The sequence below is a fragment of the Pseudomonas sp. BC42 genome (assembly GCF_021560055.1).
Lineage (GTDB): Bacteria > Pseudomonadota > Gammaproteobacteria > Pseudomonadales > Pseudomonadaceae > Aquipseudomonas.
In genome coordinates this window covers 1,928,471-1,944,278 of sequence record NZ_CP091067.1, presented here as the reverse complement: position 1 = coordinate 1,944,278, position 15,808 = coordinate 1,928,471, and the positions used below count along the sequence as shown (strand labels likewise).

Below are 15,808 nucleotides of genomic sequence, written 5' to 3'. Positions count from 1 at the left end.
CGACGGATGAAGGGGCTATTTCGTGCCCTACTGTTCCCATTCGGCCTTGGCGATATGCAAGCCGTGCAATCCTTTGTAGGCCGCGCGCTGCGGCTGGCTCCAGCCTTCGAGCAGGGTTTCGTCGAGACGATAGATCTCGACCCCCAGCGGCCGGCATACGCTCAAGGGATCCTGGGCATCCGGGCCCCACATCGGTAGCGACAGATCACCGCCCGGGCAGGTCGACAACGCACACAGCAAGTCGATCTCGGCAAAGAACTCCAGATAATCGCCCTTCTGTGCCGGACAGGCCTTCATGAAGTACATGTCGTCGTGATTCAGGCCGGTGCACTGGAAGATGTTCAAGACATCGTGCACGTCAAACTCGGTCAGCCCGTGGGGCAGCACCGCCCGGGTCAGGTTGGAGTGACAGTGGTGGTGGAAGTCCTCGCCGGTGAGCATGCGGTTGACATAGGGATCACAACGGGTGCCCAACAGGTCGTGAAGGCGACCGCCGTGCTCATCAATGCCGTAATTCGCCAGGCTGTCATCGGTGATGGTGACCAGGGGCCGAAGAAAAGGCAGGTTCGACCAGAGTCGATCGTGGGTACTGACGTGAGCCCCTTGCAATTGCCGGGTCCGGGCCGCCCATAACCTTTCCCGCGGGTCGTTGGCATTCCAGACGTTGAAATCACCCACCTGCGGCCCTGCCGGAGTGGTGACGCGAAACACATGTCCGGCGGGAACCTTCCAGGCACGCCCGGTGCGGATCGGCACCTCAAATTGCTCGACCAGCGTGCGCTGCTCACGGCTGTCGCGAATACGTTCATAGAACGCCGTGTCCACCTGCAGCGCCGAACCTTTACTGACCTGGTAAGCCGCTGGATAGTCTTTGTACATGGGTATCGCCCTCGCTCAGTGACGTAAGGATTGGCTGAACATGCTCAACAACAAGCGCTCGGAGTCGTCCAGATAGGTCTCCATGGCCTCGCCGGCGGAGGTTCTGTCCCCCTCTGCCAAGCACTGGTAAATGATCCGGTCACGCATCAGCCAGGGGGCCTGAAACTGCGCTTCGTCTGGCGCGTTGCAAAACACCAGGCGCAACTGTGCGACCACATTGGTGAAGAACTCATCGAACAGCGGCGAATCCAGCAACCCCACCACATGCTGATGGAAGCGCAAACCATGGGTACCGACGGCGCGCCAGTCTTCACGTTCCCGGGCCAGCTCGGCCGCTTCGATGGCATCAAGCATGCGCTCGGACTGCAGCTCACACAGAGGGCGGGCGCCGACGATCGCCTGCAACTCGAGAGTGCGGCGTACCCGAAACAGGTCCCGTATGTCGTCATGACCGAGACGGCGAACCACCACGCCCTTATGCCGGACATAAAGGGCCAGGCCCTCCTGACCCAAACGGTGCAGTGCTTCACGAATGGTGTTGCGAGAGGCGTTGTAACTGTTGACCAGCTCGCTTTCCACCAGCGGCATGCCAGGCAGCAAGCGACCGCCGATGATGTCTGCACGCAGTTCCACGGTGATCAGGTCCGCCAGGGATAAACCGTTGCTCATGGAGGCGCCTCTGGATTGTTCAACAACTTTTGATCAATCAGCGAACAATTATCGTGCCAAACCTCCCTGAGACTCCGAGCAGCAATACCTGTCAGAACGCTGTACCTACAGATAAAGCCTACAAGAAGGTGCGGCGTGATCTGACCATCCTTGGTTAAAATGGCGCTCTAGATGTGGAGGTTTCTCAAATGCGTTATTCAGCAGACCATAAAGCCCAGACTCACCAACGCATTATCAAAGAAGCTTCGGAACGCTTTCGCCGTGATGGAATAGGCGCAACGGGGTTACAGCCCCTGATGAAGGCGCTGGGCTTGACCCATGGCGGTTTCTACTCCCACTTCAAATCAAAGGATGAGCTGGTAGAGGAAGCACTAAGCTCAGCGGCCCAAGACCTGGATGCCCATTGCGCCACCTTGTTCGCACAAGCGCAGCCGCTACAGGCGTTTATCGACAACTACCTGTCCGAATGGCACCGGACTTCCCCCCATCTGGGCTGCCCGCTACCGACCATGAGCGCGGAGCTCGGCCAACGTGGCCAACCCAGCCCCATCACCGATGCAGTACTGAACACCAGGCTCGCGCAACTGGAAGACACCCTGGAAGGCGATAACAAAGCGCAGCGCAGCCTGATGATCATGTCGACCCTGGTGGGTGCGCTGATGCTCTCGCGCAGCGTGGAAAACGCTGAATTGGGCGAGCGGATTCTGGATGTTGTCGCCAATGGCCTGAAGGAGCGGGAGCTTAAGTAACACCGCCCGCTCCAGACAACGCTCGAAGGCAGTGAACGCTTGCGACCTGACATCCCTGAGTCGCTAAAACCATCCATGACTTCGCCGCAGGTTCACTTGCGAGCCAGAAGCCCTCAGACACGCCAGAGGCCGGTGGAAGTCCGGCCTCTGGTGATTACAGAATCAAATCAATTGACCTCGAGCTTGTCCCGATTGCGCTCCAGGATGGTCTTGCCAATCCCCTTGACCTCCAACAGCTCATCCACCGAAGCAAAAGGGCCATTCTCTTCACGATAAGCAACAATCGCCTTGGCCTTGGCCTCGCCAATACCGAAGAGCTCGCGCTGCAGTAAGGCCTGGTCAGCGGTATTGATATTGACCTTGCCACTTTGAGCGGTTGCCAGCTCCACAATTTCGGGAGAGCTGGCCGGCGCGTTGACAAGAGGAGCCGCTTGAGTGGTAAGCGAAAGACTGGCCAGGAAGGCAAAGATCAGAGAGAGGAAATACGAGTTTTGCATAATGACGCTCCATGACATCGAGTAAGGAAAGCAGCTTTTCCGAAGCTGCCTTCCAAACCTAGGTGATGCGGGAGGCAAGTCAAAGGCGGGAGAGTTACTGCGTATGTAGCCTCAGGGTTTGAGGCGGTGCTGCTGATAAACCCAGTCGACAATTTCGCCATCCGGTGTATAGCCACTCACCGTCTCACGGAGCAACTGGCGAACCCTTGCATAATCATCTGCGTCCAGCGCTGCAAGGAGCTCACTGAGCTTGACCTTCAGTGAATCCCAAGGCAGATGGTCTTCATTGGCACTCATGATCATCGGATGCTGAGTAGCCACTACGTTGTCACCAATCAGCAACTCTTCGTAAAGCTTTTCACCAGGACGCAGACCGGTAAACTCGATGGCGATATCACCGTGGGGATTTTTCTCCGAGCGTATGCTCAGCCCGGAGAGATGAATCATCTTTTCTGCCAGCTCGACAATTTTTACTGGCTCGCCCATGTCCAATACAAAAACATCACCACCCTGCCCCATCGACCCTGCCTGAATAACCAACTGCGCAGCCTCAGGAATGGTCATGAAGTAGCGAGTAATTTTCGGATGGGTGACCGTCAATGGGCCGCCGGCTTTGATTTGCTTATGGAACAGCGGAATGACCGATCCCGAGGAGCCCAATACATTGCCGAAACGCACCATGGTGAAACGGGTTTTATTGACCCTTGAAATATTCGACGGGTCATTGAATAACACCGGAGCCACTTCTTTGCTTAAGGCCTGCAGAGTGAGCTCCGCCAAACGTTTGGTGCTGCCCATTACATTGGTTGGGCGAACAGCCTTGTCAGTGGAAATCAGTACAAAGTTGGCAACACCGGACTGCAAGGCAGCTTGTGCAGTGTTGAGTGTGCCTATCACATTGTTGAGCACGCCCTCCGCAATATTATGCTCCACCATAGGCACGTGTTTATAAGCCGCTGCATGATAGACCGTCGCGACGTTCCAGGTCTTCATGACCGACAACAACTTCTCAAAGTTACGCACCGATCCTAGAATCGGAAGCAGTTTTACAGCGCGCGCCTCACGCGTTCGCCGCTGTTCAAGCTCGGACAAGATACTGTAAAGATTGAACTCACTATGCTCGAACAATATTAACGTAGTAGGGTTCAGACTCAGAATCTGCCGACATAGTTCAGAGCCAATAGATCCGCCGGCACCTGTCACCAGGACGGTTTGTCCCTGGATGCAATGCGCCAGCAAATCCCCTTGAGCGGGAACAGAGTCACGACCGAGCAAGTCAGCAATGTCTACTTCTTGAATGTCATCTACCTTCACTCGACCACTGGCAAGATCCATGAATCCGGGAACACTACGGACATGAAGAGGGAACCCCTCAAGAAAACCAAGGATTTCTCTCCGACGACTGCGAGTTGATGAAGGAATTGCCAGAAGTATCTCTTCTGCTCCGGTGTCGTCGATCATTTGCTGCAAATGCTTGGGTTTATATACCTGCAACCCAGCGATCATTCTGTCGGCAATACTGCTGTCATCATCGATAAATGCAACTGGGCGCATAAGACGCCCTAATCGTAACGCGGCAACTAACTGATTACCTGCGGCACCTGCACCATAGATCGCAACTTTGGGCAAACCATCATCACGATTGGTGAACGGTACATGCTGAGCAGCCGTGAACCAATCCCCGAGAAAATAATGGCGCATAACCAGTCTGAGCCCACCGATCATAACCATACTCAACCACCAATAGTTGAATACAATTGAACGTGGCACTACGGTTTGATGATTACTGTACAGATAGACAACCAGTGCAAGAACCAATGCAGACAAGGTTACCGCCTTGACTATTGCAATGAGGGCATCGTTCCCGAAGTAACGCATGACCGCACGGTACATTCCGAACTTGATGAATAACGGAATAGCAACGACAGGTGCGCTTGCAAAAAGCCAGAAATGCACAACAAAGGGGTTACTGAGATCATCAAAACCCAGCCTCACGACGAACGCTATCCACAATGCCGCCCATACCAAAAAGATATCGGTTATTACTTGCAGGACTCGTTTTTGTCGGCGCGGAAGCCTCAAGAGACGTGTTCGTATTTTATCCATAATCGCTTCTATGAGCCCCAGCCCCTTTCCTGAATATCAGTTTTAGCGCCAATGGGGAGCTTTCTTTGGCAGCCCATGATATTGACCACTATCAGGCGGTTTTCTCAAGCTTGCCAGCATTAAACCTAGCAGCAAGGAAAACCAACGGCGCATATGCCAATACCGTGCCTATAGTACCATCCAGATCGAAGAGCCCCACCCATATGGCTATCGGCAACAACCAAAAAATATTGATTACCATGACCGCTAAGGTCACAGGCAAATGCCTACCAAACTGACGCGACGCAAACTGATAAGCATGACTACGATGCGCTTCATAAACTTTATCGCCACGTAATAATCTACGCATCAGTGTAAAGGTCGCATCAACAATAAATACACCGAGAAGAATCACCCACACCCAGAGGAAGCGCGGCGAAACCCACGCCGCCTGTATTGATAAAATCCCCAGCACAAGACCAAGAAAACCACTACCCGCATCCCCCATGAAGATACGCGCAGGAGGAAAATTCCAATACAAAAAGCCCAAAACGGCCATAACCAATAATAACGGTGACCAGATCAAAGATGTATCACCAGCCAGCCAATAGATAAGACATGCGCCAAGGCATGTAGTTACCGCCTGAACACTGGCTATTCCATCAATACCATCCATGAAATTATATAAATTAAGCATCCAGACCAGATAGAAAACGGCTAAAAGATGACCAACCCAAGACAGATCGAAATCGACTCCTAATAACTGTAAAGCTGGCAGACCACGCATCCAGAACATTGCCCAAATAGCGGCAGAGAAATGCGCGACTAGTCGCCAACGTGCAGCTATATGCCCATGATCATCCAGAAAACCAACCACAGCTATAAGCCCACCTGCCCCCCATAGAGCCCATATACATGACAAAGGCAAATCAGCAAAAAATGTCAGGAGAGGGACTGCCGCAAGAAAACTCAAGACAATTGCTACTCCCCCTCCTCTTGGAGTAGGAACTGAATGGGAACTACGATGATTGGGAATATCCAGCAAGCTGCGAGTTAATGCGTAACGCCGCAACCCCCATGTTAAAAACAGCGAAGCACCAAATACCGCCGACATCAGCCACCAAATCACCATTTATGTTTAAGCCCCAAACCGAATGAGAAAGCGACAATTGGCAAACCGCTCCCTTTGAATAAAATATTTGGCAACCCGCGCCTCATAAAAAAATAAAATACAATATCCTTCTCGACAACGCTGTTTAGCAGCGAGACAAAAGCTCAAACCTAAGACTACAAAACTTCCAAAAATCAAATCTTTTTAAAAAATTCAAAGCAATACAAAAACCGCCCCCCCAAAAAAAAACAGAAAAAAAATACGTAACTATGTTCACCAAAAATCACTACCCAATATATTATTCGTCAAAACAGCCATTAACAGGCAACTCCCCTCATTGGCTAGAAACCTTGATTCAAAACCAACACAAGATGCAATTACCCCCCCAACTCATTTCACTATGCAGATCCCACCCCGCTTATAAATTTTAAAAAATCAAGATACTTAATAGGAAGTTCTGCACACATATAAACCTTAACAAGAATAATGCATAACAACAGCACAATCCGTCACAACCTAAATCTAATCCGCAGCACAGCCAATCTAATCAGCATGAACCACACCATTTCCCGACAGTGGCCCACATACAGAAACCATCAATTAATGACCCCAAACACAAACCCTCGAAATTACACTTACCCCCCCAAAAAAACAAAACATATACACAGCAAAAAACATAAAAACAAAAAAACGACACACTCATTCCAACAAAAATGCGCCAAAAACACTAACACTTAAAACAAACAGAAATTTCAAACAGAAAAAGCTCATTAAAAACATTGAAATACGAAAAACTCACAAATCCAAACCAGGCACCTGTTAAATCATTACTCATCCTCTTCATTCACACGATCTCGAAGTTCCTTACCGGGCTTGAAGTGTGGAACGAATTTTCCATCCAAACTAACTGATTGACCCGTTTTTGGATTCCGACCTACCCGAGGAGCCCGATAGTGAAGCGAAAAGCTACCAAACCCGCGAATTTCAATCCGATCACCTGTAGCCAAACACTGAGACATTTGCTCAAGCATTGTCTTGATGGCCAACTCGACATCCTTGGATGACAGCAGCCCTTGATGGGTGACAATTCGTTCGATCAACTCCGACTTCGTCATATTTTTCCCTTCTTTTTCAAGCAGCTAGGTCAGTGCTCAAAAGGTTTTAGCACGCCCAGAAGGTTTTGAACAGCCCATGCGCAGAGCAGACACAAACTCAGCAGCCTATAAAGGAAGCAGCAGTCAAAATACAATATCTACCTATCGGCACACGACTAACATCGTTCGAGTCAGATAACCCGCCGGATTCCAACCAAAAGGGTAATCCCCCTCCTCATCCTTGGAGTCGATGGACTTGGTGATGACCTTGTATCCATCAGCCCCACACTCAAGCTCAGCACGCTCGTAACACTTGCCCCAGCCCACCCCCAATCCTGAACAGTCAATCTCTATACCGCTGCCCCCACGAACTGCATGGGTCTTTACATTGGTCACACACCCGGCCAGGAGAAGAAAAAAGACAACAACACTCAGCCTGATCATGCTCTTCCTTAGGACAGCCAGCGCCGCCCGGGTAACACACCGTTAGACTAAAAGCTTAGACCCAAAGGAGCCAGCCGCTAAGAAAGAGACAACCCATTGCTGACATTGGTTTCCCCACTCTTTTCACCTCAAATCTCACGCATAAAAAAGGGCGACCGAAGTCGCCCTTTTTATGGCCAGACAGAACTTAGTTCTGTTTTTCCATCTGTGCACGCAGCAGGTCGCCCAGAGTGGTAGGACCAGCAGCGATATCCGAAGCAGCTGGCTTGTCGCGCAGGCTCTGGATAGCTTCTTTCTCGTCTTCAACGTCTTTCGACTTGATCGAGAGCTGGATTACACGGCTCTTACGGTCAACGCTGATGATCTTGGCTTCAACTTCTTCGCCTTCTTTCAGAACGTTACGCGCATCTTCGATGCGGTCGCGGCTGATTTCGGAGGCTTTCAGAGTAGCTTCGATATCGTTAGCCAGGGTGATGATGGCGCCTTTGGCGTCAACTTCTTTTACAACACCCTTAACGATTGCGCCTTTGTCGTTCTCTTGAACGTACTCGGAGAACGGATCGCTTTCCAGTTGCTTGATACCCAGGGAAATACGCTCGCGCTCTGGGTCAACCGACAGGATAACGGTGTCCAGCTCGTCGCCCTTCTTGAAGCGACGTACGGCTTCTTCGCCCACTTCGTTCCAGGAGATGTCGGACAGGTGAACCAGACCGTCGATGCCGCCGTCCAGACCAATGAAGATACCGAAATCGGTGATCGACTTGATGGTGCCGGAGATTTTATCGCCCTTGTTGAATTGGCCAGAGAAGTCTTCCCATGGGTTGGACTTGCACTGCTTGATGCCGAGGGAGATACGACGACGCTCTTCGTCGATGTCCAGAACCATAACTTCCACTTCGTCGCCAACTTGTACGACTTTCGAAGGATGGATGTTCTTGTTGGTCCAGTCCATTTCCGAAACGTGTACCAGACCTTCAACGCCCTCTTCCAGCTCAGCGAAGCAGCCGTAGTCGGTCAGGTTGGTTACACGCGCGGTAACGCGGGTGCTTTCTGGGTAACGAGCCTTGATAGCGACCCATGGATCTTCGCCCAGTTGCTTCAGACCCAAGGAAACACGATTGCGCTCGCGATCGTACTTCAGAACCTTGACATCGATCTCGTCACCAACGTTGACGATCTCGGATGGATGCTTGATGCGCTTCCAAGCCATGTCGGTGATGTGCAGCAGGCCATCAACGCCGCCCAGATCAACGAATGCGCCGTAGTCGGTGAGGTTCTTGACGATACCTTTGACTTGCTGACCTTCCTGCAGGGATTCCAGCAGAGCTTCACGCTCAGCGGAGTTCTCGGCTTCGAGGACGCTACGACGGGAAACGACAACGTTGTTGCGCTTCTGATCGAGTTTGATGACTTTAAACTCGAGCTCTTTGCCTTCCAGGTGCGTGGTATCGCGCACAGGACGGACGTCAACCAGAGAACCTGGCAGGAACGCACGGATGCCGTTAACGTCGACAGTGAAGCCGCCTTTAACCTTACCGTTGATAACGCCCTTGACCACTTCTTCGGCTGCGAAGGCTGCTTCCAGAACGATCCAGCATTCAGCGCGCTTGGCTTTTTCACGGGAGAGCTTGGTTTCACCGAAACCGTCTTCAACCGAATCCAGAGCAACGTGAACTTCATCACCAACATTGATGGACAGTTCGCCAGCATCGTTGTAGAACTGCTCAAGCGGGATCAGTGCTTCAGACTTCAGACCAGCGTGAACGGTTACCCAACGCGCTTGGTAGTCGATGTCGACGATAACACCGGTGATGATGGAGCCTGCCTGAAGGTTCAGGGTTTTTAGGCTTTCTTCAAAGAGTTCCGCAAAGCTTTCGCTCATTTTAATTCCTGTTGATAAGGGCGAAGAATACGCCCATCTGCCACATCCCAGACAATGTGGGTTACGTTCATATAAAAGAAAGATCGCAGGACTATGACTGGTCCCCCGCGATCTTCCTTGTTCACCCGGCGATATCGCGAATGGCGATCTCGCTCAGAATGCGTTGCAACACCTGATCGATGGACAACTCCGTAGAATCCAGCTGTATGGCGTCGGCCGCCGGCTTGAGCGGGGCCACCGCTCGCTGGGTATCGCGCTCATCGCGCGCACGAATCTCATCTAGCAGACTCGACAGACTAACACCATCGACTTTCCCCTTCAACTGCAAGTAACGTCGACGAGCACGCTCCTCGGCACTGGCAGTGAGGAAAATTTTTAACGGCGCATCCGGAAACACCACTGTCCCCATATCGCGACCATCCGCAACCAGCCCCGGCGGCTCCTGGAAAGCTCGCTGACGCTGCAACAAGGCATCACGTACGGCCGGCAGCGCCGCGACCTGAGAAGCCCAGGCACCAACCTGCTCATTACGCAGATCATCAGTTACATCATCGCCCTCGAGAATGATTCTCTGCGGATGATTTTCGGTGGCGCCAAGAAACTGCACATCAAGATGCGCCGCCAGCAACTTAAGCGACTCTTCGTTGGTCAGGTCGACCCCATGATTGCGTGCCGCGAACGCCAGCAACCGGTACAAAGCGCCGGAATCCAGCAAGCACCACCCCAAATGCTTGGCCAACTTGCCGGCAATGGTGCCCTTGCCGGAACCGCTGGGCCCGTCGATGGTGATTACAGGCGCCTTGATATTCACGACTGAGCCTCTTGTGCAACCCGAATCCCCACCTGCGCGCACAGCGCGAGAAAATTCGGGAACGAAGTCGCGACGTTCGCGCAGTCGTGAATACGAATCGGCGCATTGGCTCGCAACGAGGCAACACTGAATGCCATGGCAATACGGTGATCGCCGTGACCGTGCACTTCGCCCCCTCCGATCTGACCACCATCAATGATGATGCCGTCCGGAGTCGGCTCGCACTTGACCCCCAAGGTCAACAGGCCGTCAGCCATGACTTGGATACGGTCGGATTCCTTGACCCGCAGCTCTTCCGCGCCGCGCAGCACAGTGCGTCCTTCAGCGCAGGCCGCCGCCACGAACAACACAGGGAATTCATCGATTGCCAGCGGTACCAATTCCTCGGGAATCTCGATCCCCTTGAGTTTGGCTGCGCGCACATGCAGATCCGCAACAGGCTCACCGCCGACTTCGCGCTGGTTCTCCAGACGAATATCAGCACCCATCAGCCGCAGGATATCAATTACGCCAGTACGGGTCGGGTTGATACCCACGTGCTCAAGCACCAGCTCCGAACCTTCGGCGATCGACGCCGCGACCAGGAAGAACGCTGCAGAGGAGATATCTGCCGGCACTTCAATATGAGTCGACTTGAGCTTGCCGCCGGATTCAACCGAAGCGGTTGCACCGTCGACATTCACCGAGTAACCGAAGCCTCGCAGCATGCGCTCGGTATGATCGCGAGTCGGCGCAGGCTCGGTGACGGTGGTCTTCCCATCAGCGTACAAACCGGCCAACAGCAGGCACGACTTAACCTGGGCACTGGCCATTGGCAAGGTATAGGTCAGCCCCTTGAGCTTGTGACCACCGCGAATCACCATCGGTGGACGCCCTTCGGCCGCCGTCTCGATCACCGCCCCCATTTCCCGCAGCGGATTGGCCACGCGGTTCATTGGGCGCTTGGACAGAGAAGGATCCCCCGTCAGAGTGCTGTCGAAGCTCTGCGCAGCCAGCAAACCGGAGAGCAGACGCATCGAAGTACCGGAGTTGCCCAGGTAGATCGGGCCCGGTGCCGGCTTCAAGCCATGCAACCCCACACCATGGATGGTCACACGCCCATGGTGCGGCCCCTCGATGACCACCCCCATGTCGCGAAATGCCTGCAACGTGGCCAAGGCATCTTCACCCTCGAGGAAACCCTCGACTTCAGTGGTGCCTTCAGCCAGGGAGCCGAGCATGATCGAACGGTGGGAAATCGACTTGTCGCCCGGTACACGAATCCGCCCAGACAGGCGGCCACCAGGATTTGCCAGGAAAATCAGATCGTTGGAGTTCATAGCGTCCACATAGGCCCGGCGGGCCAGGATTTTACCGAAATGCTCGCGGGCAACCCGGGCGCGAGTGAATACGCCCAACAACTGATGCCCGTCCCCTGCATCGACCGCATCGCGCAGGGCGTCGAGGTCGTTGCGAAATGTATCGAGTGTGCGCAGAACCGCTTCGCGATTGGCGAGGAAGATGTCGTGCCACATGACCGGGTCGCTGCCGGCGATTCTCGTGAAATCGCGGAACCCGCCCGCAGCGTAACGGAAGATGTCGAGATTTTCACTGCGCTTGGCCAGCGAATCCACCAGGCCGAATGCCAGCAAGTGCGGCAAGTGACTAGTGGCCGCCAGGACCTCGTCATGGCGCTCGACCTGCATGTGTTCAACATCCGCCCCCAGTTCACGCCAAAGCCTGTCGACCAGATCCAACGCATCCGGATCGGTTTGCTCCAGAGGCGTCAGGATCACTTTATGGCGACGGAACAGCTGGGCATTGGAGGCTTCGACACCGCTCTGCTCGGAGCCGGCAATCGGATGCCCGGGGACGAAGCGCGCCGGCATGCCAGCAAACGCCTCTTGTGCCGCGCGCACCACATTACCCTTGGCACTGCCGACATCGGTCAGCACCGCCTGCCCCAGATCCATCCTGGCCAACAGCGCCAGAAGCTTTTCCATGGCCAGGATCGGCACGGCCAGCTGAATCACATCGGCCCCCTGGCAAGCCAGAGCCAGATCCTCTTCACAGCGATCCACAACCCCCAGCTCAACCGCCAACTGGCGGGACTGCGGGTCCAGATCGACACCGACCACTTCGCGGCACACGCCACTTTCGCGCACCCCCTTAGCGAAGGAGCCGCCAATCAATCCCAGACCGATCACCACCAGGCGACCGATCATAGGTACAGCAGATTGCGTTGGAATGACATCAACCACGAGCCAGAACCTTGGCCAAAGCCTCAAGGAAACGTGTGTTTTCCGCCGGCAAGCCGATGGTGACGCGCAAATGGTTAGGCATCCCGTAGTTAGCCACCGGACGCACAATCACCCCTTCACGCAACAAGCCCTGAAACACGGGGGCAGCCTCGCGCCCCACATCCACGGCAATGAAGTTGCCCTTGGACGCAATCCAGCTCAAGCCCAGATCACCGAACCCGGCCTCCAGCTGCTGCATGCCCGCCTCATTCAAACGACGGCTCTCAACCAGGTAATCCCCATCCTGCAACGCGGCACAAGCCGCCGCCAGGGCCAGGCTGTTGACGTTGAACGGCTGACGGACTCGGTTCAGCACATCCGCCACCACCGGGGTCGAAAGACCATAACCGACCCGCAGGGCCGCCAGGCCATAGGCCTTGGAGAAGGTCCGCGATACCAGCAGGTTCGGGTAGGCCGCCAGGAAGTCCAGGCCGTCCGGCAGATCGCTGCCTTCGGCGTACTCGATATAGGCTTCGTCCAGTACCACCAGCACATGAGCCGGGACGTCCTGCAGAAACTCATCCAGTTCTTCGGCACCGAACCAGGTACCGGTCGGGTTGTTCGGGTTGGCAATGAACACCACACGGGTCTGCTCATTGATGGCCTTGAGCATGGCCGGCAAGTCATGCCCCCAATTCCTGGCCGGAACCACACGCGCCGCGGCCCCCACCGCCTGGGTCACGATGGGATAGACGGCAAAGGCATGCTCGCTGAACACCGCATTCAGTCCTGGCGCCAGGTAGGCCCGCGCCACCAGCTCAAGGATGTCGTTGGAGCCGTTGCCCAGAGTGACCTGCTGGATATCCACGCCGCAGCGTTCGGCCAGCAGGGATTTGAGGGCAAAGCCGTTGCCATCGGGATAACGGGTCAATTCCGCCAGCTCGTCACGAATCGCCGCCAGCGCCTTGGGGCTGGCGCCCAGCGGGTTTTCATTACTCGCCAGCTTGACGATGGTGGCCGGATCGATGTCCAGCTCACGGGCCAGTTCGTCCACGGGCTTGCCCGGAACGTAAGGCGAAAGTTGTTGCACGCCTGGTTGTGCCAGTGCGAGGAAGTCGCCACTCATTGTTAAAGCCTCAGAGAACCGCTTTCGGGTAGGAACCCAGCACCTTGAGTGCCACTGCTTCCTGACTGATCTTCTCCAGCACATCCTTGATCAACGGATCACGGTGGTGGCCAACGAAGTCGATGAAGAACACATAGGTCCATTTGCCGCTGCGCGAGGGTCGGGTCTCGATGCGCGTTAGGTCGATACCGTTGTCGTGGAACGGCACCAGCAACTCGTGCAGGGCACCGGGCTTGTTGCTCATGGAGACAATGATCGAAGTCTTGTCGTCGCCGGTCGGCGGCACTTCCTGATTACCGATCATCAGGAAGCGCGTGGAGTTGTCCGGACGATCCTCGATCTTCTCTGCCAGGCGCGTCAGCCCATACAGACCCGCAGCCATGTCGCCGGCGATGGCCGCCGAGTTCCATTCGCCCTTGACCCGTTTGGCCGCCTCAGCGTTGCTGGACACCGCCACGCGCTCGACATTCGGATAATGGGCGTCCAGCCACTTGCGGCACTGGGCCAGGGACTGGGCATGGGAGTAGATACGACTGATGCTGTCGGTCTTGGTGTTCTCGCCCACCAGCAGATGGTGGTGGATACGCAGCTCGACTTCGCCGCAGATCACCATGTCGTGTTCGAGGAAGCTGTCGAGGGTATGGTTGACCGCGCCCTCGGTGGAGTTCTCCACCGGCACCACGCCGAAATTGACCGCGCCGGCCGCCACTTCGCGGAACACCTCGTCGATCGCCGCCATCGGCTTGCTGATCACGGCGTGACCGAAGTGCTTCATGGCCGCTGCCTGGGTGAAGGTACCTTCAGGGCCGAGGTAAGCCACTTTCAGCGGCTGCTCCAAGGCCAGGCACGAAGACATGATTTCGCGAAACAAACGCGCCATCTCTTCGTTGCCCAGCGGCCCCTGGTTGCGCTCCATGACACGCTTGAGCACCTGAGCTTCACGCTCGGGACGATAGAACACCGGCACTTCGCCTTCTGCCAGGGAAGCCATCTTCACCCGGGCAACTTCCTGGGCACACCGCGCACGCTCACTGATCAACTCCAGGACCTTCTCGTCCAGAGCATCGATGCGCAGGCGCAGGGCCTTGAGTTCTTGCTCAGACATCAGCCGTGTTCCTTCTCGAACTCTGCCATGTAAGCCACCAGCGCATTGACGGCGTTGATGTCCACGGCGTTGTAGATGGAGGCGCGCATGCCGCCCACCGAGCGATGGCCCTTGAGGTTGAGCAGACCGCGGGCCTCGGCGCCAGCCAGGAACGGCTTGTCCAGGCGATCGTCGGCCAGGCGGAACGGCACGTTCATCCACGAGCGGTCGGACTTGTTGATCGGGTTGCTGTACAGGCCGCTGGCATCGATGAAGTCATACAGGGTGCGCTGCTTGACCTCGTTGAGCTTGGCGATGGCTTCCACCCCGCCCTGCTCCTTCAGCCATTCGAACACCAGGCCGGACAGGTACCAGGCCAGGGTCGGCGGCGTGTTGTACATCGAGCCGTTATCCGCAGCGACCTTGTAGTCGAGCATGGTCGGGCACAGGGAACGGGCACGCCCCAGCAGGTCTTCGCGAATGATGTTCACCAGGATGCCGCTGGGACCGATGTTCTTCTGCGCGCCGGCGTAGATCATGCCGAAACGGGAGATATCCACAGGGCGCGAGAGGATGTCGGAAGACATGTCGGCCACCAGGGGAACATCGCCGGTTTGCGGGATCCAGTTGAACTCCAGGCCGCCGATGGTTTCGTTCGGCGCGTAGTGCACGTAGGCGGCGTCTTTCGACAGCTGCCATTCGTTCTGGCCGGGAATCGCAAAGTAGTCGTAAGGCTTGGCAGTGGCCGCGACATTGACCTGACCGTAGCGGGAAGCCTCTTCGATGGCTTTCTGCGACCAGATACCGGTGTCGATGTAGTCAGCCTTGCCGCCTTCTGGCAGCAGGTTCAGTGGAATCTGGGCAAATTGCTGGCTGGCGCCGCCTTGCAGAAACAGCACTTTATAGTTCGAGGGGATATTCAGCAGATCACGCAGATCCTGCTCGGCCTTGGTGGCAATGGAGACGAATTCATCGCTGCGATGACTCATCTCCATGACCGAGAGGCCCTTGCCATGCCAATCCAGCAATTCGGCCTGGGCACGCAACAGGACAGCTTCAGGTAGCGCAGCGGGACCTGCGCAGAAGTTATAGGCTCGTTTGCTCACATCCACTCTCGCTATGCATTCACGGTAGCGGACAGAGCAAACACTCTGCCCT

The 15,808-nt window shown here is 55.2% G+C and carries 14 protein-coding genes; 1 reads left to right on the top strand and 13 read right to left on the bottom strand.

The window, feature by feature from the left end:
- Positions 1 to 27: 27 nt before the first annotated feature.
- A complete protein-coding gene (locus L1O02_RS09265) occupies positions 28 to 879 on the bottom strand; it encodes a DUF1989 domain-containing protein (RefSeq protein ID WP_060844296.1) in 852 nt (283 codons plus the stop codon).
- 15 nt (positions 880 to 894) lie between these two features.
- Positions 895 to 1,548, bottom strand: coding sequence for a GntR family transcriptional regulator (locus L1O02_RS09260; protein WP_235759788.1), 654 nt, complete (start codon positions 1,546 to 1,548; stop codon positions 895 to 897).
- 188 nt (positions 1,549 to 1,736) lie between these two features.
- Between L1O02_RS09260 and L1O02_RS09255 the strand changes: the two genes are divergently transcribed.
- Positions 1,737 to 2,297: a TetR/AcrR family transcriptional regulator gene (locus tag L1O02_RS09255; protein ID WP_060844298.1), complete on the top strand. Its 561-nt coding sequence runs from the start codon at positions 1,737 to 1,739 to the stop codon at positions 2,295 to 2,297.
- A 167-nt stretch (positions 2,298 to 2,464) separates the two neighbouring features.
- On the opposite strand, the gene L1O02_RS09250 is transcribed toward L1O02_RS09255, so the two are convergent.
- From L1O02_RS09250 to serC, 11 genes are all read right to left on the bottom strand, one after another.
- Complete coding sequence (locus L1O02_RS09250; protein WP_060840447.1) at positions 2,465 to 2,794, bottom strand: helix-hairpin-helix domain-containing protein; 330 nt, start codon at positions 2,792 to 2,794, stop codon at positions 2,465 to 2,467.
- Positions 2,795 to 2,905: 111 nt separating this feature from the next.
- On the bottom strand, positions 2,906 to 4,903 hold the full coding sequence (locus L1O02_RS09245; RefSeq protein ID WP_235760239.1) for a nucleoside-diphosphate sugar epimerase/dehydratase: 1,998 nt from the start codon (positions 4,901 to 4,903) through the stop codon (positions 2,906 to 2,908).
- 88 nt (positions 4,904 to 4,991) lie between these two features.
- The gene (locus L1O02_RS09240) at positions 4,992 to 6,011 is read right to left on the bottom strand and encodes a glycosyltransferase family 4 protein (RefSeq protein ID WP_108546077.1); all 1,020 of its coding nucleotides are present in this window, start codon (positions 6,009 to 6,011) and stop codon (positions 4,992 to 4,994) included.
- Between the two features lie 806 nt (positions 6,012 to 6,817).
- A complete protein-coding gene (gene ihfB / locus L1O02_RS09235; RefSeq protein WP_017906414.1) occupies positions 6,818 to 7,105 on the bottom strand; it encodes an integration host factor subunit beta in 288 nt (95 codons plus the stop codon).
- A 141-nt stretch (positions 7,106 to 7,246) separates the two neighbouring features.
- Positions 7,247 to 7,528 (bottom strand): hypothetical protein, encoded by a 282-nt coding sequence (locus L1O02_RS09230; RefSeq protein ID WP_108546078.1) that lies wholly within the window; start codon positions 7,526 to 7,528, stop codon positions 7,247 to 7,249.
- A 187-nt stretch (positions 7,529 to 7,715) separates the two neighbouring features.
- Positions 7,716 to 9,410 carry a 30S ribosomal protein S1 gene (rpsA, locus tag L1O02_RS09225; RefSeq protein ID WP_007931318.1) on the bottom strand — a complete coding sequence of 565 codons (1,695 nt, stop codon included), beginning with the start codon at positions 9,408 to 9,410 and terminating at the stop codon, positions 7,716 to 7,718.
- Positions 9,411 to 9,531: 121 nt separating this feature from the next.
- The gene (gene cmk / locus L1O02_RS09220) at positions 9,532 to 10,221 is read right to left on the bottom strand and encodes a (d)CMP kinase (protein ID WP_011062580.1); all 690 of its coding nucleotides are present in this window, start codon (positions 10,219 to 10,221) and stop codon (positions 9,532 to 9,534) included.
- Complete coding sequence (locus L1O02_RS09215; RefSeq protein WP_235760238.1) at positions 10,218 to 12,425, bottom strand: bifunctional prephenate dehydrogenase/3-phosphoshikimate 1-carboxyvinyltransferase; 2,208 nt, start codon at positions 12,423 to 12,425, stop codon at positions 10,218 to 10,220. Before L1O02_RS09215 ends, cmk begins: the two co-directional genes overlap by 4 nt.
- A 28-nt stretch (positions 12,426 to 12,453) precedes the next feature.
- Positions 12,454 to 13,566 (bottom strand): histidinol-phosphate transaminase, encoded by a 1,113-nt coding sequence (gene hisC, locus L1O02_RS09210; protein WP_060840450.1) that lies wholly within the window; start codon positions 13,564 to 13,566, stop codon positions 12,454 to 12,456.
- A 10-nt stretch (positions 13,567 to 13,576) separates the two neighbouring features.
- Positions 13,577 to 14,671 carry a prephenate dehydratase gene (gene pheA / locus L1O02_RS09205; protein WP_016964092.1) on the bottom strand — a complete coding sequence of 365 codons (1,095 nt, stop codon included), beginning with the start codon at positions 14,669 to 14,671 and terminating at the stop codon, positions 13,577 to 13,579.
- Positions 14,671 to 15,756: a 3-phosphoserine/phosphohydroxythreonine transaminase gene (serC, locus tag L1O02_RS09200; RefSeq protein ID WP_042940789.1), complete on the bottom strand. Its 1,086-nt coding sequence runs from the start codon at positions 15,754 to 15,756 to the stop codon at positions 14,671 to 14,673. The genes pheA and serC overlap by 1 nt, the downstream gene beginning before the upstream one ends.
- Positions 15,757 to 15,808: the final 52 nt, after the last annotated feature.